Below are 24,752 nucleotides of genomic sequence, written 5' to 3' on the forward strand. Positions count from 1 at the left end.
CTGACTATATAGAAAAATATGGCGAGGTCGGCTCCCAAATGTGGTGGAACGCGTATTTCAATAACGAGATTCCCAAGACTTCGATCACTGGGACTGTTACTTTCATTGGGTTACGTAAAGACGACTGTGAAGAGTTATGGGACATCGTGGAGATTTCCACGTCAGACACACAAGTTGAATATGAACGTATAGCCTATTGGCAAAACGAAGCAGTCACCTTAAACGCCGGAGTGAGAATTGAGCAATTTTCCATATATATTCCGCATAAATATGGGCCGATGACATCTACATTTGATTGCGTTGTCGAGGTCTGTGATAGACAGGTTGATCAATGCACTTAAATTCTGCACCACTAGCCAATACAATCTCTACAATCTAACCAGCGTATACGCCCGGCTCATCACATCGCCATTTAAAATAGCGACCAATCCCGTTGCATCACTATTGTCGTAGCCCGCCAGCATAATGCTTTTACCGAGCTTAGTTTGAAGTTTCGCCTTACTTATGACAGTTCCGTCCAAGGTCACGTAACTATAGCCGCCAACGTTAGCGTTTACCTTCTTCCCTGACTTTGCATAGGCCTCATCCGTGACGGTGATTGATACTGCAATATCGTCTCCGCGGGGTGAAACCGCCGTTGATTCAACTATATCCGTATTGGTATACCAGATGTCTTCAGGGGTCTCCCCTCGCATCACAAAATTGACTGGATGTTGACTGACGAATTCAACAAGTCTGGCGTCAGCAGCGCCTCTTGTTAGCACGATGAACGCCTTCCCGTCATTTTGCATAAAGTCAGCGCTGGAAAATAAGCCTGGACCAAGGCGGCTGATTCTTCTTGTGAGGATTTCCATATCCTCAGGGCCATTGCCATCACCTTGATAGCCTTTTACTTCGTATACCACTTTAGGCGCAAAGAAGTATCTAAACTCTTCATTATTCTTTATCGGAAAATAAGCCAATACAGCGGATATCAACAACAGGCTCAGCTTGATAATTTTTACAAATAAAGGCGTGGAAGCTTTTGCAGGCATCGTCACTCCAAGCATTTCCGTATCGAAATATGCGGTGAATTATTCAATAGAGAGTTCGATTACCGAATGAAATTAACGTAGTTTGTACGGTGTGACTACCCAGTGAAAACCCTAGCTTGGAGCCTCAATACACCGTTAGTTGCACATCGATTATCAGAGGATGAAAGCCGTGGAAAGAGGTGACGAAGAAGGTATTACAGGAATTATCAGGGCCAGGTTTTAGAGGTGGTATGGAGAATAGGCCCGCACGGCGGTCTATTCTCAGCCACAAACTGCTTACAGTTTTACCAATACATACCCACTACTCATCCGACCACTGTCAAGCATAACGGCCAGGCCTTGCGCTTCCGTATCGCTGGCGCTGGTCAGGAGGAATTTTTTACCCAGTTCCGTCTGCACCAAGGCTTTATGAAGTACTTCGTCATCCAGCATGGTGTAGGCGTAGCGTCCGATGCTTTGTTTAATTCTTGGTGAGGCTTTCCCGTAGGATTCATCCGAGAACACCACTTCAACTGCAAGTCCGTCGCCAGCGGGAACCGCAGCGGACTCCACGACGTCTTGATCGCTATACCAGATATCATCCGGCTCCGTTCCCCTGAATACGAGTTCGCCGGGATGCCCGCTTAGAAATGCGACCAGTTCAGCGTCAGGGGCGCCCCGTGAAAATTCAATCACGCCCTTGCCTTCCACGTCTTTGAACTGTACTGATGACAGTTTACTCGGGAGAACGGCGTTCAGGCGTTTCAACAGAATGCCCATATCCTCTTTCGAACCTTTGTCCGCCTGGTAATCCTGCACTTGGTAGGTGACTTTTTCAGCTCGCAGATACTCCAGTTCCTTGCAGCCCGTCACGGTAAACAGGGACAGAATGAGCAGGGCCAAGGTCAGGCTGTGCGTATGGTTTTTTGTCAAAGTGGATTTGGAGCTATTCAATGAATGTCCCTGCGAATGTATGGATGTTCTTCTCGTATCGCGCGTTCTATAAATGATCGTATTAAAACTCAAAGTAGTGTTTCAGAATGCGTTCGCCGCTTTCGATCTGCTTAAACAGTTCTGCAACCGTAGCGTCGCCAGCGATGTGCTCTTCCATTGTTTTTACACTGGCGGTGTCCGTGACGTACTGTTCCGCCTTTTGTTGATAGTACCCTGGCAACAAGTCATGCAAAGCAATCATCGCATAAAGCTGGGCCGGCTTGCTGCCTTCCGTTTGCAACCTGATGAGCTGCTCTTGAGCATCCGCCCGGCTGAGCAGGCACCCATACGCATTAACATGGTCCGGAACATCCCCAGCATAACCAGTACGAGCACTGGTGAATTCCTCCGCGTTCTTCAACACTTCATAATCATTTTCGGAGCACTGCCATTCCGCCAGAGACTGACTGGAAAACAGGCAAAACAATATCGAGGCGGCAATTCTTGAACGGGATGTCTTCATGAGTGGAAACTTCTGTAAATCCTTTAAAAAAGCGCCTGAGTCAGCGCGCGGCTATTTAACCACAGAGCCGGTGCGCGGGGAATCAAGTACGGGAGATATATGAGATAAATTAATGGATTTGGCCATACTAGCCATACAAAGAAGAGGCTTAACCGACATTTGCTTAGCACTTTCTTAGCGCACGTCCTGTAGCGCGCCCGCAAAATGCTAAAGGAAATGCTTTAGGACGCTCCCGCCATCATCAATCTGTCTGAAGAGCGTTGCAACCTCAGTGCTACCGCCTTTACACCCGTTCATGGTCTTTACTACAGAAACATCCGTTACATACTGCTCAGCTTTTTGCTGAAATACCCAGGCAGCAATTCATGCAAAGCAATCATGGCATAGAGCTGAGCAGGCTTGCTCCCTTCCGTTTGCAACTTGATAAGCTGTTGCTGTGCGTCCGCCTGACTTAACAGACATCGATAGGCGTTAATATGATCCGGAACTGAGGCGCCTCTACTGGTCCGCGCACTGGTGAACGTCTGCACATTCTTCAACACTTCACAGTCATTTTCAGAGCACCGCCATTCCGCCAGAGACTGGTCGGAAAACAAACAAAATAATATCGATGCGGCAATTCTTGAACGGGGTGTCTTCATGGTTGGAAACTTCTGTAAATCCCTTAAAAACAGCGTCTGAGCCAGCGCGCGGCTATTTAACCACAGAGCCGGTGCGCGGGGAGTAACAGACCGTTGAGGACTGATAACTTTAGACATTCAGAGACTTAGCCAGATTGGGTGCGACAAACTGCCGCATTGCCCCCTGCCCGTCCCTCCGCATATAAAAATAAGCGGTGTTGGACCTTACAAAAAACATTAGAAATTAACGGCATGGATCGCGCTTTAGCTGTTGTTCGTCACGCATCAATGTCGGCGACCGCTTTGAGGGAAATTCGTTTTCTCTCCGCCTTCCTTCCGTCGATGACGGTCCTCGCAGCCTTATCCGGCTGCATCCGGTGACATAACCAAACTAATAAATAGGGAGCCTCTGAAAAACGTTGGCGAGGCCGCCAGTGCAAGGAAAAAGTCGGCGAAAAAGCGCAGTTTATCGTGAATAAATGAGCATTTTGAGCCGACTTTTGACGCCGTAATGGCGGCCGCAGGTAGTTTTTCAGAGGTTCCCTAGAAATCGCATCAATCGATAGAGGGACATATGTCGATGAAGCTCCCCCCCCTCGTAGAACCCGCTGCGGAGTTGTCCGCGGAGGAAATCGCCCGCTATAGCCGTCATCTGCTGCTGCCGGATGTTGGACTGGATGGGCAGAAACGCCTGAAGAACGCCAAAGTGCTGGCGGTTGGCGCCGGCGGTCTGGGCTCTCCGGTCTTACTCTATTTAGCCGCCGCCGGGGTCGGAACCCTGGGCATTGTAGAGTTTGATCTGGTTGACGAATCCAACCTGCAACGACAAATCATCCACGGCGTGTCCGATATCGGACGTCCTAAAGGAGAGAGCGCCAGAGACGCTATTCACGAGATCAACCCGCACATCGCGGTGCGGCTGCATAGCGAGCGCCTGGACTCAGCCAACGCCCTTGAAATCATCGCCCAATACGACCTGGTTGTGGATGGAACCGACAATTTCGCCACTCGCTATCTGGTCAATGACGCCTGCGTGCTGGCGGGAAAACCTTACGTCTGGGGTTCTATCTATCGCTTTGAAGGACAAGCGTCGGTCTTTTGGGAAAACGCTCCCGAAGGCGCAGGCCTGAATTATCGCGATCTTTATCCGGAACCGCCCCCGCCCCATCTGGCGCCTTCCTGCTCAGAAGGCGGGGTGTTGGGCGTCCTGTGCGCGTCCATCGGCTCCATCATGGCCACGGAAGCGATCAAGTTAATTACTGGATTAGGCGAATCCTTGTTGGGTAGATTGGCGGTGTACGACGCACTGGAAATGAGCTTCCGTTTTATCAAACTGCGCCGCGACCCGCAAAGACGCGCCATCACCGAACTGGTGGATTATCAGGCCTTCTGCGGGCTGGCGACTGCCGTTCAAGACGATAACGACAGCGTCCCCAGCATTGACGCTCATGAACTAAAGCGGTGGCGGGACAGCGCCAGAGACTTCCAACTGATCGATGTTCGCGACGCGTTGGAGCGGGACATCGTGCGCATTCCGGGATCGCAACATATTCCTGCGCACAGGCTGCTGGATCGCGACATGCTGGACTCTCTCAGCAGCAACGCGCCCATCGTGCTGCACTGCAAATCCGGCGTGCGTTCGCAACGGGCGTTGCAGTCTCTACGCGAATGCGGTTTCGATAACGTCCATCATCTCGACGGCGGCATTCTCGCCTGGATTCGAGATGTCGACCCTTCATTGCCCAGCTACTGATCCGGGAGGAAACCCAACATGCTGACGATTCTTTCCGAACTCGTAGACGCCATGATCCAACAGGCGCAAACAGATCACCCCATGGAAACCTGCGGCGTTATCGCCGGCCGGGAGAGCGCCGAGCGTCCCATGCGCCTCATTCCCATGCGCAATGTAGCGGCGTCAGAAGATATGTTCATGTTCGACGCCCGTGAACAACTGCAAGTCTGGCGAGAAATGGAGGCAAACGGCGAAGAGCCCGTAGTCATCTATCACTCACACACCCACTCGCGCGCCTATCCCAGCAAGGATGACATTCTTTGTGCCGCGGAGCCGCATGCCCATTACGTCATTATCCCCACCGATCCCGCGTACGGCGGCGGCATTCGCAGCTTCCGCATCGTCAACGGAGCCGTGGTGGAAGAAACCATACGCGTCGTCGAGCAATACGCTGGCGAAAAATCCTTACCCCTTGCTGAAAACAGGAGTTCTCATGTCAATCACCATCCATATTCCCACCGTTCTGCGTCCGCTGACCAACGATCAGAAGCGCATTGACGGCGACGGCGCGAATGTGCGGGAAGTGATCGAGAACATGGAGATACAGTTCCCAGGCGTCAAAGAGCGACTGATGGCGGACGGCAAGGTGCACCGCTTTTTGAATATTTACGTGAATGACGACGATATTCGCTTCGCCGAGAACCTGGACACGTCCGTACAAGCCGGCGACGCCATCACCATCCTGCCGGCGGTGGCGGGCGGGTGCGGCGACAGGTTGAGATAACCGCCATGGCCGTGTTACTGGAAAACTGCTATCTCAGCGGATCGTTACGCGACCCAACGCCGGCCCTGGCGCCGCTGTATGCGTCGTTGCGATATCAGGCCAACGCTCTCGGCGTCGCCTGGGAGAATGTCGATACGGAATCTGGCGCCGCTTTCGCGTTGCACGTGGCTGACAATATAGATGTCGATTGCGTATTGGAGGGCTGGTCGGATGCCGTGGAGCGTCCCATATCAGAAACGTTGGCTCAGGCGACGACAGGGTTGATGTCCGTACATGGACGCGCCAGCGGCGGCGCGCAGCCTTTGGTGGTGGATTATGTCTCCACCCTCACCGCCGCGCTTTCCCTGCAAGGCGCGATGGCCGCCGCGATTGGTCGTCTCCGGGGCGCATCGACGCGCACAACTACGACCAGCCTGACCTCCAGCGCCTTACTCAGCGTCGCGCAATATCTGGCTGGAGCCACCGCCCCGGAAATGCCGGAGCAACTGCTGCCCGGCGCAGCCAGTGTGCAGGAACGCCCGCCCTTCACGTCCGCCGATGGCGTAGCGTTTGAACTGGAAACCCTGGACGCCGTCCCCTGGCGCGATTTCTGGACCCAGGTCGGCGTCGACGCCGCCAGCGCCGGCAAAGGCTGGAGCGGATTTTTACTGCGCTACGCCAAAGCCATCGCCCCGGTTCCCGCCGCACTCTGCGAGGCGCTCGCCTCGCTGCCATTTACGCAGATCGAACGCCTCGCCCAGCAAACCGGCGTCGCCGTTTGCCGAGTGCGCTCGCTGCAGGACCGCGCTCAGGACAAGGATACGATGGCTATGTGGCGCGAAGGCCCCTGGCGCTTTCAATGTGATGGCGACATCGCCCAGGCCAGGCCGCTGAAGCCCTGCGATCCGTCCTCGCCCCTGCCTCTGGCCGGATTAACCGTGGTTGAGTCCTGTCGCCGCATTCAGGGTCCATTGGCGGGACGCTTGCTCTCTCTGCTCGGCGCAGAGGTGATTCGCATCGAACCGCCCGGGGGCGACCCTCTGCGCGGTATGCCGCCTATGGCGGAAGACGTTTCCGCCCGTTTTGACGCCCTGAATCGAGACAAAAACGTACGAGAAATCGACATCAAATCCGCCGCTGGCAAAGCGGAAGTGATGGCGTTGATCCAGCAGGCTGATGTGTTTCTGCACAACTGGGCGCCCGGCAAAGCGGCGGAAATGGGACTGGATTATGACGACATGACACAGGTAAACCCCGACCTCATTTACGCTTATGCGGGAGGCTGGGGAGAGAATGCGGAGCAAGATCTGCCCGGCACCGATTTCATGGCTCAGGCTTACTCCGGCGTCGCTGCAAAAATCGCCGCCGCTTCGGGACTGCCGGGCGGCGCACTGTTTACTGTTTTGGACGTATTAGGCGGAGCCGTCGCCGCTCAAGGCGTCACCGCCGCACTACTGGCCCGAGGACTGGGTCGCGCCCGCTCCATCAGAGTGGATACCTCCCTGCTGGGCGCCGCCACCTTGTTGTGCGCAGACGAACTTGGCGCGCTGTTGCAACAGCCGGGGTATCAAAATCATGCCCTGGACGGTGAACCACTCCCACCTGCATGGACTTCATTGAATGGGGTTTACGCCACCGCGCAGGGGTTGCTTGCTCTGGACTGTCTGGATGAACGCGCGTTTTCCAGGCTCACCCACGCCGTTGTTGACGCCGCGTCTGAACTTCAGATAGACCTTAACGACGACACCTCGGATCGAGAGCATCTACAGCGCGCTCTTCTTCATCGCAAGGCCCAGGAGTGGGCGGCGTTGTTCGAAATGAGCGGCGTTCCCGCCGCCGTAGTAGTCGAAGATTTGACAGAGCTTAGCCGTGACCCGCGTCTGGCGCCCGCTCTCAACAAGGACATCTATGTTCGAGTGAATTCACCATGGAGGTTTCAATGAACCACTCAGGCATCATCGATCTGGTTCCAGCGGCGCTGCGCAAGCAGTGGGCGACGCAAGGCCTGTATCCTAACCGCACTGTATTCCAGATGTTTCAGATGTATGCGGAACAGTCCCCGGCCAAAACCGCGGTGCTCTCGCCAGATTCCAGCATGACTTACGGCGACCTGCTGGATATGGCGCTGCGGTTGGCGACGGCCTTTCAGGAGATGGGCATCGTCGCCGGCGACGTGATCGCCTATCAATTGCCCAACAGTTGGCGTTGCTGCGCCGTCGATCTCGCCGCCGCCGCCATCGGTGCAGTGGTGGCGCCGTTTCCACCGGGTCGCGGACGTCTGGACATCCAGTCATTACTGAAGCGCTGTGACGCCCGCGCCATCGTGGCGACGCCGGAATACGGCGGTGTGGACATGTGCGAGCTGATTGAGTCATTGCGCTCCACCACCCTGTCATTGCGCTGGCTGATTACGGACAGCGATCAGGCGCCGGAAGGCTGGATCAGCCTGGAGCAGTGTTTTCAGGCGGAGCCAATAGCGCTGCAGCGCCTGCCTCATGTTGACCCGGACTCGCCAGTGCGCCTGCTGGTGTCTTCCGGCACCGAGTCCGAGCCCAAACTGGTGGCTTACTCTCATAATGCGCTGCTGGGTGGACGCGGACGTTTTCTACAACGTTTACACCCCGATGGCGCGAGCTTTCGCGGCATGTATCTGGTGCCTCTGGGATCATCCTTCGGCTCCACCGCCACCTTTGGCGTGCTGTCCTGGCTGGGGGGCTCCCTGGCGGTGCTGCCGCGATTCGATGCGGAAGACGCCATTCGCGCCATCGAATCTCTGCGTCCCACCCACCTGCTCGGCGTGCCCACAATGATTCAGCGCATGGCCGCCGAGCCTCTCTTGGAGGATATCGACAAATCCAGCCTGGTCGCCATTGTCAGCGGCGGCTCGGTCATTGACTCCGCCAGCATCCAACGTTGCGTGGACGCCTTTGGCTGCGGCTTTATCAGTCTGTACGGCTCAGCGGATGGGGTGAACTGTCATAACACGCTGGATGAAGCGCTGGACGTGGTGTTCCGCAGCGTTGGCCGCCCCAACCCGGATGTTTGTGAGATTCGCATCGTCGACGACGCAGGTAAGGAAGTCCGTCGCGGCGAAGTCGGCGAAATTCTCGCCCGGGGCCCGATCAGCCCCATGCAATACGTCAACGCTCCAGAGCTGGACGCCCGTTATCGCGATCCTGAAGGCTGGGTGTACACCGGCGATCTGGGTTTGCTGGACCAGGACGGCTATTTGCGCCTTTCCGGCCGCAAGAAAGACGTGATCGTGCGCGGCGGCGCCAACATCAGCACAGTGCAGGTCGAGAATCTGGTCACCTGTTTTCCAGACGTGATCAGCGCCGCCTGCGTGCCGGTTCCAGACCCGGACCTGGGGCAGCGCGTATGCCTGTGTCTAAGCATGCGCAGCGGAGCCGATCGTCCCTCTCTGGCGGAAATCGCCAGCTTTCTGCGCGATCAGGGGCTGGAAGTGAACAAACTGCCGGAGTACCTGCGCTTCATCCGTCATTTTCCACTCACGCCGGCGGGCAAGGTTGACAAGAAGCGGCTCACCGCTGAAGTCGCTTTTCTGGAGCGCAGTGCATGCGCAGTGTAGACACAGGAAAGAACCTGCCCATGGAAAACGGCGGCTCCGGCGTCGCCAACAAGACATCCGGCGAGTTGGCGCAGCGCATACGCGCCTTCATCAATGAGTGGGTGATTCCCAACGAGCCCTTGCTCGCCAAAGACGACGACGCGGCGCTGACGCTGCAGTCCGCCCTGGCCGCAGAGGCCCGCTCCCAGGGACTGTGGGGTCTGTACTATCCCGCCGCCCTGGGAGGCGAAGTCGCCACGTTAAGCGACTATCTGCCCTTGGCTGAACAGGAGGGACGCTCCGAGTTCGGCCCTGAAATCTTCGGCGGGCGCGCCGCTCTGGATGTGCGCATGCTGTCTCTGTATGGTAGCGAGACCATCGCAGGACGCTTCCTGCAACCGCTGGCGGCGGGAAAGGCCGTGTCCGCCTATGGCATGTCGGAACCGGACAGTATCGGCTCCATTCCCGCCACCATCCAGCTGCGGGCGCAGCGCGAGGGAGACGGCTGGCGCCTTGACGGCCGCAAGTGGTTTATTTCCCGCGCCCGTCGTGCGGACTTTATCACCGTGGTGGCGCGCACCCAGGCGGAGGCGCCGCCGCAACACGCCCTGTCCATGCTGGTGGTTCCCACCGACGCGCCCGGATTCAGCATCCTGCGGGATCTGGATATCCTGGGTCGCCGTAATGGCCAGCATGAGCTGCTGTTCGACAATGTCCGCATTCCTCAAGACTATCTATTGGGCGAGCTGCACGGGGGCATGGCGTTGATGAAACAGCGGCTATGCCTGGGACGCACCATCAACGCCGCCCACTGGGTAGGACTGGCGCAACGCTGCCTGGACCTGCTTGGCGAGCGCGTGTGCAGCGAACGCGGTCAGTTGGCGCGACTGCCGGACAAACAACTGATCCGCCGTCTGGCGTTCCTTAGCCAACAAAGCATCGTCAGCGCGCGGGCGCAGTTACAACTGGCCGCCGCCAAGCTGGATGCGGGCGAGGATAGCGATATTGAAGTGAATATGGCGAAGATCGCCGCCTCTCACGCGCTCAATCATGCCGCCGACAGCGCCATTCAGGTCTTCGGCGCCGAGGGGCTGTGCGACGCGACGCCACTCTCCAATATTTTTCGCTACGCTCGCGCCACGCGCATTCTGGACGGCGCTGATGAAGTACTGATCAATACCGTGGGGCGGCGGATTCTGGAGGGTTATCTTCCCCGGGAAGAACAAAACAGCTCACCTGTCGCCCAGGTGGAACGGGAGACGGCGCAAGTATGAACGCCATCGCGCCGCCGCTGCGCCAATCGCCTTTGCGCGCCATCAGCCTGCATGTCGTGCTGCTGTTATCCATGACCTTACCGATGCTGATCCTGTACACCATCGGCGCGCTGGGCCCCTTGCTGATCGCCGATCTGGGCATTGAACCCGGCTGGCTCGGTTACGTCACCATGAGCGCTTTCGGCGTGGCGGCGGTGCTGTCCCTCGCCGCAGGCCCGCTGGTTGAGCGGCTGGGATCGCGACGCGGCCTGTGGATGCTGTTTCTCAGCGTGGCGCTGGCCTATGGTCTGATGATCACCCTCCCCGGTTTTGCGGGAATTATCGCCGCTGTGGCGGTATGCGGCGTGGCGCAGGCGTTGTCGAACCCGGTCACGAATCTGTTGATCGCGCAACGGATTCCCCCTGCGCGCAAGGCGTTCGCCGTGGGACTGAAACAATCCGGCGTACAGCTTGGCGCTCTGATTGCCGGCGGATTGCTGCCGCTGATCGCGGTTCCGTTCGGGTGGCGCGCCGCCATGGCGACAGTCATCCCAGCCGCGCTGTTATTGGCCTGTTTTGCTCCGTCCCTGGCTCCACCGCCATCGTCCGAAGGTCCGCGGCGCTCCTGGCTGCCCGCGCGCCCAGGCAAACTGCTGCTCAACCTGATGGCGGTGCAAGGCTGCGCTGGCGTCACCCTGTCCGCCTTCGTGACCTTTCTGCCGGTCTTCGCCACCCAGCAAGGCGTCAGTCAGCATGACGCCGGTTTGATGGTGGCCGTCTTCGGCGTCATGGGCTTCACGTCGCGCCTCACACTGACGTCCCTTTCCAGCAGACTCAAGGATGAATCCTGGCTGCTGCTGGGATTAATGGCGCTCACCGCATTGGCGCTTTGGATCACCCAACAGGCCTCGCCGGAAAGCCATTGGCCTTTGTGGGTTGGCGTGCTGATAGTAGGTCTCACCGCCGTGGCCACCAATGCGGTGGCGATGGGCATGCTACTGAGAGACAGCGTTTTCGGCGCGCCGGCGACGGCGTCCGGCTTACTGTCCGCGGCATTTTTTGGCGGCTTCGCAATGGGCGCGCCGCTCTTTGGCGCACTCTCCGGCTCCGCGTCAGGTTTCAGCAGCGCCTGGAGCGCGCTCGCTGTCGTTTCCCTGCTGGGGGCCGCTGCCGCCTTGAGTCTGGCTCTGCTACGACGCAGGAGCGCGTCATGAATAACCTGCGTGTACCGCCCTGGGACGCCACAGCGCTGTCGCCATGGGAAATCAGTCAGGCCATGACGCTGCTGTTACGCCGCCTCGACACCATAGAAGCTCATTGCGACGGAAGCTTTCCCCTGTTCTCCCGCGACGGCCAACACTGGAAGACCTCCGCTGGCGGTTCCTGGATGGGAGGCTTTTGGGCAGGATGCTGGGGGTTGCGGGCGTTGATTTCCAGGTCCACGGCAGACCGTGACAAAGCGCTAGCCCTTTGCGCCGCGCTGACGGACAAACTGCACATCGACACGCTCAATCGCAGCATGATCTTCTGGTATGGCCCCGCGCTTTGCGGCCGTTGGCTCGTAGATAATTCAGCTCTGGATCTGGCCGATCAGGCCGCCGCCGCCATCGCCTCCGGTTTTGACCATCGCCTCGGATATCTCCCTCTGGGTTGCGCCATGGGCGGCGGCGCGGACGGGAGTCAACGTCTGTCTGTAGACTCGCTGGCGGCCACGGTGCAACTCCTCGGCGGCGTCAGCCATGCGTCTCTGCAAGACGCCGCCCGCGCTCACACGGACGCCCTGATCGCCACCTGCTTCACCGCCAATGGCGCCTGCAGTGCGGAAGCCCAGTCGACCCAACAGCAAAACTCACAACAGGTTATTTTACAGGCGCTGGACCGCCCCGGCGGCTGGTCCCGCGGCCAGGCCTGGGCGATGCTTGGGTTGTCCCATGCGGCCAGACGCTGGGGCTCGCCCTATCTCGATTACGCCAGAGCCGCCTGCGTGTACTGGCGTCGCTCCCGTCGCACGCCCTATCCCGCCGACAGGCCGGAACGCAGCGACAGTTTGTCCGACCCATCCGCCACGCTGATCGCCGCTATCGCCATGCTGTCGTTCTCTGAGTTACTGGACGACGGCGACAGTTGGCGCGCCTATGCGGCGCAGCAAATCGCCGCGCTCGTACGCAGCTCATACTTCGTTCGTCGCGATGGCGCCGCGCACGCCGGCGCTTTCATCGGCGCCTGTTACCGCACCAGCGCCGCCGGTTGCGAACTGGTGGAGTCGCCCTGGAGCAGCTTTTTCCTGCTGGAAGCATTGTGCATGCTCGCCGGCCTGATTGATGGAGAAGAACAAGGAACTCAGTCTCACTCGATGAACCCAGCAGATGACTAGCCACGTTCTCTTTGTCTGCAACGACAGAGCCGGCCCGTGTCTGGCCCTGTCTTTTCGCGGCTTATCTCCGCGCAGGCGCGTCCACGCGTCTGATTATTTACTTGTATAAAACACCGCCAAACTCTTCTGAGGAATAACATGAAAAATCGTCATAACAACAGGATGTCTTCACCGCCTCTCCCTTTCCGCAGCCTGCTGGCCGCCCTCACGTTAAGTTCAGCGCTGGTGGCGCCCGCGTTCGCCAACGACGGCCTGACCCAAGAACAGCAGCAAGTGGTCAAGCTGATCTCCGCCACCTACGACCAGCCCCACCACAAGGTGGAGACGGCGCCGGTCATCGTGGTGAACGACTACGCCATCGCCGACTGGATTCAGGGCGAACGAGGCGGACGCGCGCTGTTGCGCCGGGATGGCGACAAGTGGATGGTGCTCGCCTGCGGCGGCGACGAGTTTAAGAAAGTCGATCTGCTGCACAAAGCCGGCATCCCTCAGGACACCGCCTCCCAGCTCATTTCTGAACTGACTGAAGCGGAGCAGTCCATCGCGCCGCAAAAGCTGGCGCAGTTCGGGCTGTTTGGCACGCCGAATGATCCGGGCATGTCCGCGCATCATCAAAATCATCCACAAAACTGATCCTTTCAGGCCGATTAAGCAGTCAATCAAGTCAGTATTATGAAATTTTCACCCAAGAAACTTACCGTGGCGGTCGCACTGACCGCTGCGGGCGGCGCACACGCGCAAACTACCGTTCTGGAGCCAATGATAGTGACCGCCAAGCCGGTCATTGAAGAAGTGGAAGTGGATATGTTCTCCAGCACATCCGCCGTGGTCACAGAGGAACAGATTCGCGATCAAAACGCAGTGGATCTCACCGCCGCCCTGCGCCGGACGCCTGGCGTACAGATTTCCCGTTACAACCCGGTCGGCGCTTTTGGCGGCGATCAGGGCGGCGCGGTGTTTATCCGCGGCATGGGCGTCACCCGTCCAGGCAGCGAGATAAAGACCTACATCGACGGCCTGCCCCTGTACATGGGCTTATGGGGACACCCACTGTTGGATCTGCTGCCCGTCAACGCCATGCAATCCATGACCGTGTATAAAAGCCCGCAACCGCAGATCAACGGCAACAACTTCGCCTCCATCGATCTGCACACCAAGCGGGCGACTGAAGACGGAACTCACGGCGCCGCGCGCATCTCCGCCGGCTCCTACCATACCCTGGTGCAGCAGGCGGAACTGACCAGCCGCAATGGCGATCTGGATTTTACTCTCGCGCAAGGTTACGCCACTTCGGATGGCCATCGGGACAACGCCGACGGTGAATTAAAGAATCTATTCGGGAGGGTTGGCGCGCAATTGAATGAACACTGGGCGGCCTCTTTTAGCGGGCTGTACGTGGACAACGAAAGCACGGATCCAGGCAAAGAAGGAGACCCAAAGCCGGATGTCGCGCCGGAGTACAACACCCAGGCCTTCATGCTGGCGACCACATTGTCCCATGAACATGGCGACTGGACCGGCGAGTTCAGCCTGCATCACAGCTCCGGCGAGGGTAACTGGTATCACCAGAGCGCCGGCGATGGCGATACGCTTTCCGACTTCACCATGAGCGGCCTGCGCTGGCGCGAGCAGTTCTCCCCCTGGATGGATGGAACCCTGGTCGCCGGTCTGGATTACGATCGCGTGTCCGGCGAAGCGCGCTTTAATCGTGATGATCCCGCAAGGCGCGCTTACCTGGACGCGCCGACGTTCAAGTTGTGGTCGCCCTATGTCGGTCTCAGCCACTTGTTAATGCTCAACGACGACTGGATGCTGTCGCCGTCCATCGGCGTGCGTTATTACGATCACAGTGAGTTTGACGCCCAAGCCGCCCCTTACGCCGGTCTGTCGCTGATGTCAGACGCCCTGACCCTGTTCGTCAACGCCTCCCAAGGCGTCAACTATCCCGGTCTGGAAGCGCCAACCCTGGCGACGGCGATACCGCCCCTGGCCGACAGTTGGAAGCAGTTGGAGGCGGAGGAGCTGAATCACCTGGAAGTCGGCGCCAAGTTCGCGTTAACGACCACCACCCAGATCGATCTCAGCGTGTTCAAGGACAAGGTGAAAAACCGCTACGTCTTCGCTTTTCCTCCACAAGTCTCCAGCCCACAGTTCATTAACTTCGGCGACTACAGCATGCGTGGCGTTGAACTGTCGGTCAGTCAGGCGTTGCCGGCGGGATGGTCCCTGTTTGGCGGGCTGACGCTGCTCGATCCGGATATCGACAACCTTCCCTACACTCCAGAACGGGCGGTTACCGCAGGTCTGAACGGCCAGGTTGGCCCCTTCCGCCTCGCCTTGGACGCCCAGCATCAGTCCGAGGTCTGGGCGCTAACGCGCAAGCGCGCGTCAGGCGACGTTAATGGGGAAAAAGTCAGTGGTTTCACCGTGGCCAATATGCGCCTTTCCTATCCTCTTGCGCCATTGGGTCAGGATGGTGAAGTCTTTGTCGCCGTGGAGAATTTATTCGACCGTGAATACGCCTATCGCCCAGGCTATCCCATGCCGGGCCGCTGGGCTCAGATCGGATTGTCCGCGAGCTTTTAGAATGGGAAACAGGGACAGGGATGTCCCGCAAGGTGAATACAGACAAATACCGAAATACGCTTTTACTCTTGCGCCGCCTGCGTGCAGGCGGCTTCCGACTTGGCGAAAACGATATACTGGTATCGCAACCCGGAATAGGAAGCGTCCTCGCAATCGCTATACCCCTGTTTTTTCAAGTACGCAGACAAGGGGAAGTAAATCAGCACAGGCAGCAGAAAAATCGCCACCACCCCTCCAAACAGGACAGGCTGCAGTATTTTGAAAATGCGGTTTTCGGTGTTTTTCCGTAAAGGCTTTTTTAGTCTCGCCAACAGCTCCAGCAATCCCATTACACACAAAGAAAGCAGGCCCAGGCCAATTCCCAGCATGCCGTATAACGCCGGCTCAAGATACAGACTGGGCGGGAGCGCCATCACCTGACTAATCGTTGACGCCACCGCAAAGCCAAACCACACCAAAGCCCCCAAAGAAAGCGAAGTGAGTACGATCAAAATAGCGACTTGCTTTGCAACAGGCGGAAGGTCTTTTTGAGACAAAACAGAGTTCCTTGTGAGTTTCGGATTGATGTGAGCGCGCAGGTTACCAAGTGGGTATCTAATCAGACTGTGGGGTAAAAAACGAACGCCTGTTCGCTTTGAGTCCAATGCCCGGAACGGGCCGCGTGCTACAGTTTGCTAAACAGCTGTCGCCCCACTTAACAAATAACTATTAGGCGTCCCAGGCGTTATCTTCGTAGTAAGACTTGATAGAAGATAGCGTCATTTCCCTCAAAGGTTCTCCAGTATCGTACTCGCGTGCGAAGAATAAGAACTCACGTGAAGGCGATTCAAACTGGAGGATAGCGCAACCTAAATCCATGAAGTAGAGCGATCCGCCCTGGGCTTGCCCATAATCAGCGCTCAGGTTAGCCAGATGAAGTGCGGCCGAGAGCTTATCCATTTTCTGAACATCTTCGCCAACGATAATTAAGTGTTCAACATCGGCTAGATAGATCGAAAATGCGCTAAGTTTGCCGTCTTGATAATCGCAATCTCCAATGCCACAAACCTCTGCCTGCAGAGATTCTACCTCCGACTTTGACATACCAAATTTTAGTGGTCCCAAGCCAACGAAGGGCTCAAAAATGAGATCCATATTGCAGTTCCTCTTAGTTCTTCGATTTATCTGCTCAGGCTAACGCCGCTCTAACTGAACTGAACGTTGCGTAGTAAAGTGAGCGAAACGATCCACGCAATTAGCTGATGCGCACCTTCTTTGCGCCACCAGCCTAAAATTTTTAACTGCGAATTACGCGTCTTTGTCATTTAAGACATCAATGATGGAATCGTGAAAGTCCCTAAAATTCTCTTGCTGATCATCCCAAACTGGATGTAGAGCAACTAATTTTTTTGCATCATTAAGAGAAATTGATTTAGTTTCTTTCACAAGCTTAATTGACTCAATTATACTCGCCCCTTCCGCACGTAGTAATTGCAATGCACTATCAATATCATCGACCTCTATGAGCTTCTTAGCTTTCACTTGCAGTTCTGTATTCATTACCCGCCTCGACTGTGGTTAACGCCGCAACTTACGCATGAGCGGAGCGAATCCGAAAGATTGCTTTGTTATAACTCTACTTCTCAGTGCGGTGCTCATGGATTAACTCTGAGACACCTATGTTTTTTGATTTACCACCTAACTCGATTATTGACTTAGAAACAAATGGATTTTTCGTTTTTCTCCATATATCAATGAGCGTTGCAACACAATAATAGTGAGCTTCAGTGTCCTCAGGATTTTTTAGCATACTGTTAATCTCCGGAACTATATCAATCGAATTAATTTCCATCGCCCACTGGGAGGCCCAGTAGCGCACTCCATAGTGCATACTTGCCAGAGCGTTTTTTAAGTGAGGTAAAACCACCTCTGATTTAAATGGCCTAAATATATCATCGCAGACCTGATAGACGCCAAAACCACTTCCATCACCGAATGCATTGAGAACAAGTGGAATAGCACGTTCATCGGGATTTGAAATCAGAAACGTCCTAACTTGATTGAACATATCAATATCGGCTTCCGATACATCCTCATCCGCTGGCAACGGCTGATGATTTCTAAGAAACCCTAGTGCTTTATCAATATTCATTATCAATTATTAATCTTCTAAAATAGACAAAATGAAACGCTATCCTTCCCACGTTTTTTGTCGACCATTCGTAATGGCTTTGTCAAGCATTTTCTTGCACCCAAGTTAGACCAACTTCTTCATCTACAGTAGAGCAACAAAATAGAAGGGAACTTCCTTGCGTGCTTTTCTGTAAAATAAGGTCTTCCTTATTTTGTATGGCTTTCACCATATCGAGATAGAAGCTATTATCGGGAGTTATACCCGCTACTTCTTTTTCAGAGATGTTTATCGCTGCAAAATTACCTAATGATAGATTACGCCCAATATTTGCTTGCCAGAACATGGCCTCTTCAATACTACCTTCCTCAATAATTCGGCGAAAATGCTTCATACTGTATTTGTTCGATTCAAGTAACTGATTTTCTGAATTTTGTTTTGTATCTATACAGACGCTAACAAATCCCGACTCATGGTCATGATATATAGCAAAGGTAAAAATATCTAAATCCTTAGCCTTTGCTAAAGCTTCATCTATTAGGTTTTCAAATATTCCAATCATATTCATTATTGCAAGTGCGCGTTTTTCAATTTCCAAGCTTCGAAGATATCCCCTCCAGCCCACCGATTCCAGTGTAAAAGCCCCGGAAATCCAAGCTGGCTTACTTACGAAAAACCGTGTGTACGCATATACGCTTTCTTCGGGGTCCGTTATCACCACAGGCTGCAGCGAGCGCCGCTTTTTGGCCCCTCTGCCTTTGCTTGTTAGGAGTTCCACTGGATAATTGCATTATCGATTTCATCTTCCCAGCAGTGCTCTTCCAGTATTTCCAGATAGTTACTTTTCAGAATCTCAAGACTATCACGAACAGCTAAGCGTTGTTCATTTGAAAACAGAGAAAACTGCTCTGATCCAGAATTTAGTCCAATTTGATTCAGAAATAAGCACATATAAGGATCGCCATCCTTATCATTCCGACCTGTAACAGCCAGCTCAATTAGCCTAGGTATGTAATAGCCCATTGCTTGTGGAGTTAAAAATGATGAGATTCCCCAGCAAACTGTCCCCACTTGCTCAGGTGATAGATCCCTACGATCCGCTCTATTTACTTCGTCATTATGATCTCGGCATTCATCACAATGGTGTATATTAGTTGCCAGATCAGGCTTCTCAAACGACTCGAACAAATTATATGTATCTTCTACAAAATCGGCGACTTTCATGGTTACACCTGCCCCAGCCATAGCCACTCAAAAACTGCGCAGCAGTTTGAGGTCCAGCCCAAACAGCCGGCGTGGTTGACGCGCTTGTTATACTCTATTTGCACTCTGATGCCCCGTCGACTGAAGCTACAACCTGACCATTGGAATCCAGGTATCTTAACTTACCATGATTGTAGATCGCGTTTAGAGATGTGCTAAACATGTGAGTTTCATAGACACTGCTTGGCAAATCAGTACCATCAAAATAATAAATAACACCATTATCACTGATAGCAAAACAATAATGACTCCAATGTTCACGTCCTTCACCATTAGCAGGAATACGCAAAAGTTCAGAATCATTGTAATGATAAAAAATGACTATATCTGTCGACGTTTCATTTCGTAAATTTACCTTATAAACAGGAGGGCAACCTGCTAACAATCCGCAAGCAGTAAGTATTAACAGCAGACTAATTTTATTCATGAGCATATCGCCCGCATTAGAGGGAAACCGTAGTGAAGCCATATTTGAAGCAAATCTGCCTTTGGCTTTATGTTCAAATATTCAGTTTTCATGAAAGCGTTCAACAATCAAATATGCGCATAACGCAAAGCATTGGGGCGACTGAAGCGTAACGTATCCCAGCCACGATAATGGCGACATTAGCGCCTTGTTAAGCGAAGATCTGGCACATTACTTTTTATCACTTCATTTGGTATTACAAGACGTAAATCAATACGCACCAGCTCACCAGCAGATCTATTCTTTAGAACCGGAGCTTTATCATAGGATTGACTTTGTGGAAAAACTACCAGAGATAAATATGGGTGCTCCCTGATTGTGGAATACATAAGCACTTCCCCTATGTCTGTACTTTTCCATTGATTGGGGCCTTCTAGAATCTTGCCTACAGCATGATAGATAACCCTTATGCTAGATCCATCTTCGTCACTTTTAAATTCGTACAGATCAGTAGGATGGTCTAGCTCCACCCCAACCCTTTTAAGTTGCTCCTGCAACTCTTCAGGAAGAACAACCTTCCAGTAATGTTTCCAGTTAAAGCACCACTCACAATCACAACCGTAAGCTGGCACACCCTTTTGATTCTGAATTTCATGGGTTGCCTCTAGGTGAGTAGCCAATTTCCATTTAGCAATTGGAATTGTGGGACGTCGCATTTTCATAATCGCCTACCGCTAAGCTGTTGGGGTAACCGGAGCAACGTGCAAGTTGTCCCAGCCGCGAAAGTGGCGACAACAGCACCTTATCAGGTGATATCTTGCTAGTCTCGTGGTGTGTCCCATAAATCTTAAAACCCATTGTGACGATCTGTAACGCCCTTATCTTCGTGTAGTGTTTCACACTTAATATCACCATCTATTTCAACTATTTGACGAGCAATTACTCCATCAATCATTTCCAAGTTGTTAAAGCCGTCCGAGCCTTAACCTTACCAAATACATTTTCAGTACCGCGAGCTCATTTATTTCTCACATTCACCTGCACATATTTTTAGCAATCTTTGCCCTTGCCGACTATATTTGGCCAATTTTTATCAGCACTATACTTGTTGCTCTTAGCGTAGTAGTACCATTTCCGCCAACCTCTACCAAAGGTATTAATGAGTTCATTTTCCAGCGCCTCACAATTTGTCTCTTCAACAGCCGCCCCAATAATTAGCATAGGTCTTGGATTATTTTTAAGATTACATATTAGTTCGTCAACACCCCAATGACCATATTCATACAGCATCACCAAAGCCGCATTAGAAATATTCTTCCACTCTACCTTCCAATCATTATTTCCATCGTATATTTCGTCATAGTCACACACCCACATATACTCACAATTACTCCATGAACCTGACAGTCTTACGCCAAACTCATTTTTAGGAAGATCAAATCTATGCGGTTCTGAAACAAGATATAAAGCGGCAGAAGACAAAAACCAATCTCCTACCACTGCGGATACGGAGCTGTGCGATATTCCTGGGGAAGGTACTATGTATTCCTTCTTTGTTTTGTTTGCAAATGCGACGTAATCATATCCCACTAATATTTACCTATAGATAGCCAACGCCTCAAACACCAGCGGAGCTTAGCGACGTCCGCGTGTTTTACTTTGCTAACCATTGCTCTTGTACCTTAGCCAAGTGCTACCAAGAACTATGGAATCGAATTTGATACCCTCTTCCGTAACTTCAATTTCATACGGCGGATCTACTTCTGTACTAGAAATTTTCTCACCAGATAAAGAATAAAGGAAGCACTCTAGCTCTCCAGTTTCCAGCACATACTCTTTGTGCCTACTTAAACCCCAAAAGAGATGCACATTATCAATATCTATGAGTTTGCTCTCACGTGTGGACACTCTTGTACTAATAGAGCCGCAACCTAAGAACAAAACTCCTGTTTCAGGTGCATACAACAATTCCTGAGAAACGCCAGATAAGCATGACTCCCAGAAAACGTAGATAGTCAAGTAATCATTGAAGGTAATAGTGGATAAAGTGTTGTTGTCAGAGCAGCACGACTCTATGAATATGCCTTTATTCCGACACCAATTAGGATCAGGGCACGCTTCATGCTCGATCTTGATATTTGCATCATTTATTGTGACTTTGCTTGATATCATATTTGATAGTTAACGCTGCCAGCACGCACAGCTTCGCTGCGAAGCCTCAACGAAAAAGCTATCGCAGTGCTTGGCCTTGTTATGATTTTGCGTAAAGGGCAAGAAAGTAACCGCCATTTTGGCTTTCGTATGGCTGCCCCAGTTTCGCAAAGCCAAACTGATCAAACAAATAGTGCATTGAAGCATTATCTTCACGAGTCGTGGCGAAGCATGCCTTTCCAGGTAACGAGTCAATAATCGACCCCATTAAAACGCGCCCATAGCCTTTTCCCCTCGCCGATTTCGAAACATAAAGCCAGCCCAGTTCATATTCATACCAGCTTTGCTCAGGAACTCCTGACTTTTCAAAAACACCTGTTTTATATATGGCATCAGGTTTCTTAATGGCTCCTACAGCCACGCATTCGCCATCGTTGATAAAGAAAAGCATTTCTGCGCGCTTAATTCTCCGCCGAAGTCCTGCAAAACTAACTTCTCCACCTTCGGCCACTAAATTTTCAAATGACTTAAGCTCCTCATCAGTACAGTCTTTAGGACTCTTGGCTATTATTTCCATGCTCATATATCGTAACGCCGTAGTCACGGGACCAACCGAGTAAAACAAACTTGTGATAAATTGAGTGCAGCGAAACGCAAGTTTGTGGGTCGTAGTTAGTTGCAGTGCACTGCCTTGCTGTGTACCGTAGCTATTTTTAATTTAATATTATGGCAGTACTGAGGCAGATATCGCTAACGGATAATTATCTAAATTCAACATAGATCTGCATGAGATTATTTGACCAATGTAGTCTTCTTTAGAAAATTCATATTTTGATTCTATGTCCCGTTCAAAACACCAACTTACAGTGTCATCAGTAGCTACCACTTTCACATAGTCCCAACCTGCGTCTCCTGGATTGCCACAGAAACATGTGAACAGTAGATACTCTCCCGTACCCTGCAAGGATCTTTCTAGCTCCGCCCAGTAAACAGCTCCGCTTTCAAACGCTTCAATTTCTTCAACAGATATACCATCGATATAGATTTCGATAAACGTACACTCCGAGAACTTAATCCCTTCATGAATTACCACGCCATCAATCTCTTTGGGAACAATTACTAATTCATTCATACCGGCTCTGTGGACACATAACGCTGAGCATAGCAGCGCCACAACAGTGGCGGCCGCGTACTGATGTGACTTATTATAAAGCTCTTTTAAAACTGGCGCCGAATGTGATGATTCAGGCAATATAGACAATGTACAGAATGTCTAGCTTCTCCACTTCTCAGCCATCCGTGGGTAAAGAGCATATAACATTTATATATCGCGCATGCGCATCTTCCCATTGCAACACTTTGAAGATAGTTCCTCCAGCCCAATGATTCCAGTGTAAAACACCCGAAAATCCAAGCTACCCCCTTTACGAAAAACCATGCATGCGCATATACGCTTTCTTCGGGGGCCTGTTATCGCCACAGGCCAGATCCCAAATTATTGAATCGCATAATTTTTCAGGAAAACATCACTCTAATCTTCCCAATAAAATAACGCGTCGTACAACTTACAAGCGCCTTCATTCAACACCGCAGGAACCTTGATCTGGCGAGGCAGCGTCTTATTCAGATCAGATTTATACAAGCGCAACAGCCCAAAGTCTTCCAATATGGGTTGAATTGTCTGAGCCAGCTGTATGACATTCGGCGTGCGAAGCCGATCCAGACCATTAAAAGAGGGTAGCGAATGAAAACCGGAGGTGGGAACGGGGGCTTCCATCAATACAAAATAAGGCGACAAGCGGCTGAACAGGACTTCCAGCCCCATTTGTTCAGGGGCGTCTTGTCCCTGCGCCGCCTTACCCTGGTAAAAACAGACGTCGACAAATGACGCGTAGCCGGAGCCGTAGTGTTTCCATTCGGCATGAAACTGGGCCATCGTCAATTGCGAAACCCTTGCGCAGACGTACTTATAGAAACTATCGACAGCTCGCTCGTCTCCGTCGCACCAGGGCGGCGCGTCTGAAATCGGCTGCTGATTGAGTAACCGGGTAATGTGCTCGTCGGTGAACAAAGAATCCTCCCTGGCGACTACGAATTACCTTAACAAGCCAGCGCGCCGATGGTTATGGCGTCGCCGGAGAACAGTTGAAAGTTCATGTTCTGACCGGGACACACTTGCTCGCCGGAGTGGCGGTGAATATGAATATCAACGATAGCTTCGCCGTGCACGGAGTTTTTGTCCAGATAATAAAAGTACTTGGACTCTCCTTCCGGCAGCGGAATATTGTCGTCGCCATCATAAGGCCGAATGTTGGCGCTGAAAGCGTTGGCGTATTGCGTCAGGGCCTCGCCCAAAGTAGCGGCGGGGGTTTCAAATGGGGCATTCTCAACCAGGACGTATTTATCCTGAACGGGACATTTTTCAAAACGATATCTGGGACTTGCCGGACCAATAATTCTGACCATGAATACTTCTGTCTGATTATGAGGAATTGGCGTCGCCACGGGGCTTGGCCGGGTTGCCGAGGCTACTGGATACACCCTAATGCGACAGTCCGCCACGAAACCCGGAGCTGGTTAGCGTTAACGGCCGTATTAAGGTATAACACCCGTGGAGCACAGGGTGAATCGGCCATTTGTCCGTGAATTTACAGAGAGATCCAAGAGGAAATTCAGTCGTGAAAGAATTGGAGCAACTTTTAACCGCTTCCGCCATTCAAGACGCCAACTGGGCGTTGGATTTGCTTGCTCACATGTCAACCAATGACGACGACGCTGTCGAAGCCGCGAATGAGGCCTGCAGCGCCATACTCGCCCATCCAGACGCCGTCGCTCACCCACGCTGGCCGGAACTGGTGGAGGCGGCGATCAACGCCTCCCGCGACTTCGAGGACGTAGCGGAAGAAGTCTACGGCGAACGCATTTCTTTCGAAGATGACGAAGGGGGACTATGTCAGGGGTTCGATGGATACAGCACTACCTACAGCGTAGCCGAACTGCTTGGGGTAAAGGCGGCCCGCGCCCATCCGCAATGGTTTGACTTGGTACTCAAACTGATTGAAATGAGCGATTGCCCAGGGCACCAAGCCCTAATCAGCGAAGACGTCATTTTACCCGCAATGCTCGCTGACCACCCTCAATGGGCCCAACTGATACCTCACCTAATTGAGTCGGACCCATATGCGTTTATTGGTGAGTTATTACCTTTATCCCAAGTGCTTTCCCATCCAAATTTAATGCAATGGACGCTACCCATCAAAAGCTACGTGATGATGGTACGAGCCCTTATTCTCCCTGATGTGGCGGCTCATGATCGCTGGAGGGAGCTGGCCTTATTGGTGAAAGATCAACCCAACATTCGTGGCGACTGTGACTTCCCAATCTTACAAAAGCTCCTGCAGGAAAGAGGCTTGGAATAGACTGGAAGGAGACCCTACTTTGTCATCAAAGCGCAATA

At 53.0% G+C, this 24,752-nt stretch carries 28 protein-coding genes; 11 read left to right on the forward strand and 17 right to left on the reverse strand.

Annotation, left to right across the window (positions count from 1 at the left end; genetic code table 11):
• Nucleotides 1–368: 368 nt before the first annotated feature.
• The 4 genes from ONV78_RS08490 to ONV78_RS08505 form a co-directional block, all read right to left on the reverse strand.
• Complete coding sequence (locus tag ONV78_RS08490; protein ID WP_279502570.1) at nucleotides 369–1,034, reverse strand: hypothetical protein; 666 nt, start codon at nucleotides 1,032–1,034, stop codon at nucleotides 369–371.
• Between the two features lie 276 nt (nucleotides 1,035–1,310).
• Nucleotides 1,311–1,967 carry a hypothetical protein gene (locus tag ONV78_RS08495; RefSeq protein WP_279502571.1) on the reverse strand — a complete coding sequence of 219 codons (657 nt, stop codon included), beginning with the start codon at nucleotides 1,965–1,967 and terminating at the stop codon, nucleotides 1,311–1,313.
• A gap of 61 nt (nucleotides 1,968–2,028) precedes the next feature.
• A complete protein-coding gene (locus tag ONV78_RS08500; RefSeq protein WP_279502573.1) occupies nucleotides 2,029–2,469 on the reverse strand; it encodes a hypothetical protein in 441 nt (146 codons plus the stop codon).
• A gap of 320 nt (nucleotides 2,470–2,789) precedes the next feature.
• Complete coding sequence (locus tag ONV78_RS08505; RefSeq protein WP_279502574.1) at nucleotides 2,790–3,110, reverse strand: hypothetical protein; 321 nt, start codon at nucleotides 3,108–3,110, stop codon at nucleotides 2,790–2,792.
• Between the two features lie 559 nt (nucleotides 3,111–3,669).
• Here ONV78_RS08505 and moeZ point away from each other — a divergent pair.
• From moeZ to ONV78_RS08555, 10 genes are all read left to right on the forward strand, one after another.
• The gene (moeZ, locus tag ONV78_RS08510; RefSeq protein WP_347815410.1) at nucleotides 3,670–4,842 is read left to right on the forward strand and encodes an adenylyltransferase/sulfurtransferase MoeZ; all 1,173 of its coding nucleotides are present in this window, start codon (nucleotides 3,670–3,672) and stop codon (nucleotides 4,840–4,842) included.
• Between the two features lie 18 nt (nucleotides 4,843–4,860).
• Complete coding sequence (locus ONV78_RS08515) at nucleotides 4,861–5,379, forward strand: M67 family metallopeptidase (RefSeq protein ID WP_279502577.1); 519 nt, start codon at nucleotides 4,861–4,863, stop codon at nucleotides 5,377–5,379.
• On the forward strand, nucleotides 5,315–5,605 hold the full coding sequence (locus ONV78_RS08520; protein WP_216739136.1) for a MoaD/ThiS family protein: 291 nt from the start codon (nucleotides 5,315–5,317) through the stop codon (nucleotides 5,603–5,605). Before ONV78_RS08515 ends, ONV78_RS08520 begins: the two co-directional genes overlap by 65 nt.
• A complete protein-coding gene (locus ONV78_RS08525) occupies nucleotides 5,584–7,527 on the forward strand; it encodes a CoA transferase (protein ID WP_279502579.1) in 1,944 nt (647 codons plus the stop codon). The genes ONV78_RS08520 and ONV78_RS08525 overlap by 22 nt, the downstream gene beginning before the upstream one ends.
• Nucleotides 7,524–9,173, forward strand: coding sequence for a class I adenylate-forming enzyme family protein (locus tag ONV78_RS08530; protein ID WP_279502580.1), 1,650 nt, complete (start codon nucleotides 7,524–7,526; stop codon nucleotides 9,171–9,173). Before ONV78_RS08525 ends, ONV78_RS08530 begins: the two co-directional genes overlap by 4 nt.
• On the forward strand, nucleotides 9,161–10,426 hold the full coding sequence (locus ONV78_RS08535; protein ID WP_279502581.1) for an acyl-CoA dehydrogenase family protein: 1,266 nt from the start codon (nucleotides 9,161–9,163) through the stop codon (nucleotides 10,424–10,426). The genes ONV78_RS08530 and ONV78_RS08535 overlap by 13 nt, the downstream gene beginning before the upstream one ends.
• Complete coding sequence (locus tag ONV78_RS08540) at nucleotides 10,423–11,619, forward strand: MFS transporter (RefSeq protein WP_279502582.1); 1,197 nt, start codon at nucleotides 10,423–10,425, stop codon at nucleotides 11,617–11,619. Before ONV78_RS08535 ends, ONV78_RS08540 begins: the two co-directional genes overlap by 4 nt.
• A complete protein-coding gene (locus ONV78_RS08545; RefSeq protein ID WP_279502583.1) occupies nucleotides 11,616–12,779 on the forward strand; it encodes a hypothetical protein in 1,164 nt (387 codons plus the stop codon). The genes ONV78_RS08540 and ONV78_RS08545 overlap by 4 nt, the downstream gene beginning before the upstream one ends.
• A 138-nt stretch (nucleotides 12,780–12,917) precedes the next feature.
• Entirely contained in the window at nucleotides 12,918–13,412 is a 495-nt protein-coding gene (locus ONV78_RS08550; protein ID WP_279502584.1) for a copper uptake system-associated protein, read from the forward strand.
• A gap of 39 nt (nucleotides 13,413–13,451) precedes the next feature.
• Nucleotides 13,452–15,365 carry a TonB-dependent receptor gene (locus ONV78_RS08555; protein WP_279502586.1) on the forward strand — a complete coding sequence of 638 codons (1,914 nt, stop codon included), beginning with the start codon at nucleotides 13,452–13,454 and terminating at the stop codon, nucleotides 15,363–15,365.
• 62 nt (nucleotides 15,366–15,427) lie between these two features.
• On the opposite strand, the gene ONV78_RS08560 is transcribed toward ONV78_RS08555, so the two are convergent.
• The 13 genes from ONV78_RS08560 to ONV78_RS08620 all read right to left on the reverse strand — a co-directional run bounded on the left by ONV78_RS08560 (nucleotide 15,428) and on the right by ONV78_RS08620 (nucleotide 23,761).
• A complete protein-coding gene (locus ONV78_RS08560) occupies nucleotides 15,428–15,901 on the reverse strand; it encodes a hypothetical protein (protein WP_279502588.1) in 474 nt (157 codons plus the stop codon).
• A 172-nt stretch (nucleotides 15,902–16,073) separates the two neighbouring features.
• Nucleotides 16,074–16,499 carry a hypothetical protein gene (locus ONV78_RS08565; RefSeq protein ID WP_279502590.1) on the reverse strand — a complete coding sequence of 142 codons (426 nt, stop codon included), beginning with the start codon at nucleotides 16,497–16,499 and terminating at the stop codon, nucleotides 16,074–16,076.
• 153 nt (nucleotides 16,500–16,652) lie between these two features.
• Complete coding sequence (locus ONV78_RS08570; protein ID WP_279502591.1) at nucleotides 16,653–16,904, reverse strand: hypothetical protein; 252 nt, start codon at nucleotides 16,902–16,904, stop codon at nucleotides 16,653–16,655.
• Nucleotides 16,905–16,980: 76 nt separating this feature from the next.
• Complete coding sequence (locus tag ONV78_RS08575) at nucleotides 16,981–17,496, reverse strand: hypothetical protein (RefSeq protein ID WP_279502592.1); 516 nt, start codon at nucleotides 17,494–17,496, stop codon at nucleotides 16,981–16,983.
• Nucleotides 17,497–17,578: 82 nt separating this feature from the next.
• On the reverse strand, nucleotides 17,579–18,073 hold the full coding sequence (locus ONV78_RS08580) for a hypothetical protein (RefSeq protein WP_279502594.1): 495 nt from the start codon (nucleotides 18,071–18,073) through the stop codon (nucleotides 17,579–17,581).
• Nucleotides 18,074–18,240: 167 nt separating this feature from the next.
• Complete coding sequence (locus ONV78_RS08585; protein WP_279502595.1) at nucleotides 18,241–18,699, reverse strand: hypothetical protein; 459 nt, start codon at nucleotides 18,697–18,699, stop codon at nucleotides 18,241–18,243.
• 94 nt (nucleotides 18,700–18,793) lie between these two features.
• On the reverse strand, nucleotides 18,794–19,165 hold the full coding sequence (locus ONV78_RS08590) for a hypothetical protein (protein ID WP_279502596.1): 372 nt from the start codon (nucleotides 19,163–19,165) through the stop codon (nucleotides 18,794–18,796).
• Between the two features lie 179 nt (nucleotides 19,166–19,344).
• Nucleotides 19,345–19,866 carry a hypothetical protein gene (locus ONV78_RS08595; protein WP_279502597.1) on the reverse strand — a complete coding sequence of 174 codons (522 nt, stop codon included), beginning with the start codon at nucleotides 19,864–19,866 and terminating at the stop codon, nucleotides 19,345–19,347.
• A gap of 328 nt (nucleotides 19,867–20,194) precedes the next feature.
• On the reverse strand, nucleotides 20,195–20,626 hold the full coding sequence (locus ONV78_RS08600) for a hypothetical protein (protein ID WP_279502598.1): 432 nt from the start codon (nucleotides 20,624–20,626) through the stop codon (nucleotides 20,195–20,197).
• Nucleotides 20,627–21,395: 769 nt separating this feature from the next.
• Nucleotides 21,396–21,878: a GNAT family N-acetyltransferase gene (locus tag ONV78_RS08605; protein WP_279502600.1), complete on the reverse strand. Its 483-nt coding sequence runs from the start codon at nucleotides 21,876–21,878 to the stop codon at nucleotides 21,396–21,398.
• Nucleotides 21,879–22,019: 141 nt separating this feature from the next.
• Nucleotides 22,020–22,427 carry a hypothetical protein gene (locus ONV78_RS08610; protein ID WP_279502605.1) on the reverse strand — a complete coding sequence of 136 codons (408 nt, stop codon included), beginning with the start codon at nucleotides 22,425–22,427 and terminating at the stop codon, nucleotides 22,020–22,022.
• Nucleotides 22,428–22,826: 399 nt separating this feature from the next.
• Nucleotides 22,827–23,366: a hypothetical protein gene (locus tag ONV78_RS08615; RefSeq protein WP_279502606.1), complete on the reverse strand. Its 540-nt coding sequence runs from the start codon at nucleotides 23,364–23,366 to the stop codon at nucleotides 22,827–22,829.
• A 29-nt stretch (nucleotides 23,367–23,395) separates the two neighbouring features.
• Nucleotides 23,396–23,761: a hypothetical protein gene (locus tag ONV78_RS08620; RefSeq protein WP_279502607.1), complete on the reverse strand. Its 366-nt coding sequence runs from the start codon at nucleotides 23,759–23,761 to the stop codon at nucleotides 23,396–23,398.
• 212 nt (nucleotides 23,762–23,973) lie between these two features.
• Here ONV78_RS08620 and ONV78_RS08625 point away from each other — a divergent pair, with 212 nt between their 5' ends.
• Nucleotides 23,974–24,714 carry a hypothetical protein gene (locus ONV78_RS08625; RefSeq protein ID WP_279502610.1) on the forward strand — a complete coding sequence of 247 codons (741 nt, stop codon included), beginning with the start codon at nucleotides 23,974–23,976 and terminating at the stop codon, nucleotides 24,712–24,714.
• Nucleotides 24,715–24,752: the final 38 nt, after the last annotated feature.

Origin of the sequence: Hahella sp. CR1, from assembly GCF_029813005.1 — a bacterium.
Classification (GTDB): domain Bacteria; phylum Pseudomonadota; class Gammaproteobacteria; order Pseudomonadales; family Oleiphilaceae; genus Hahella.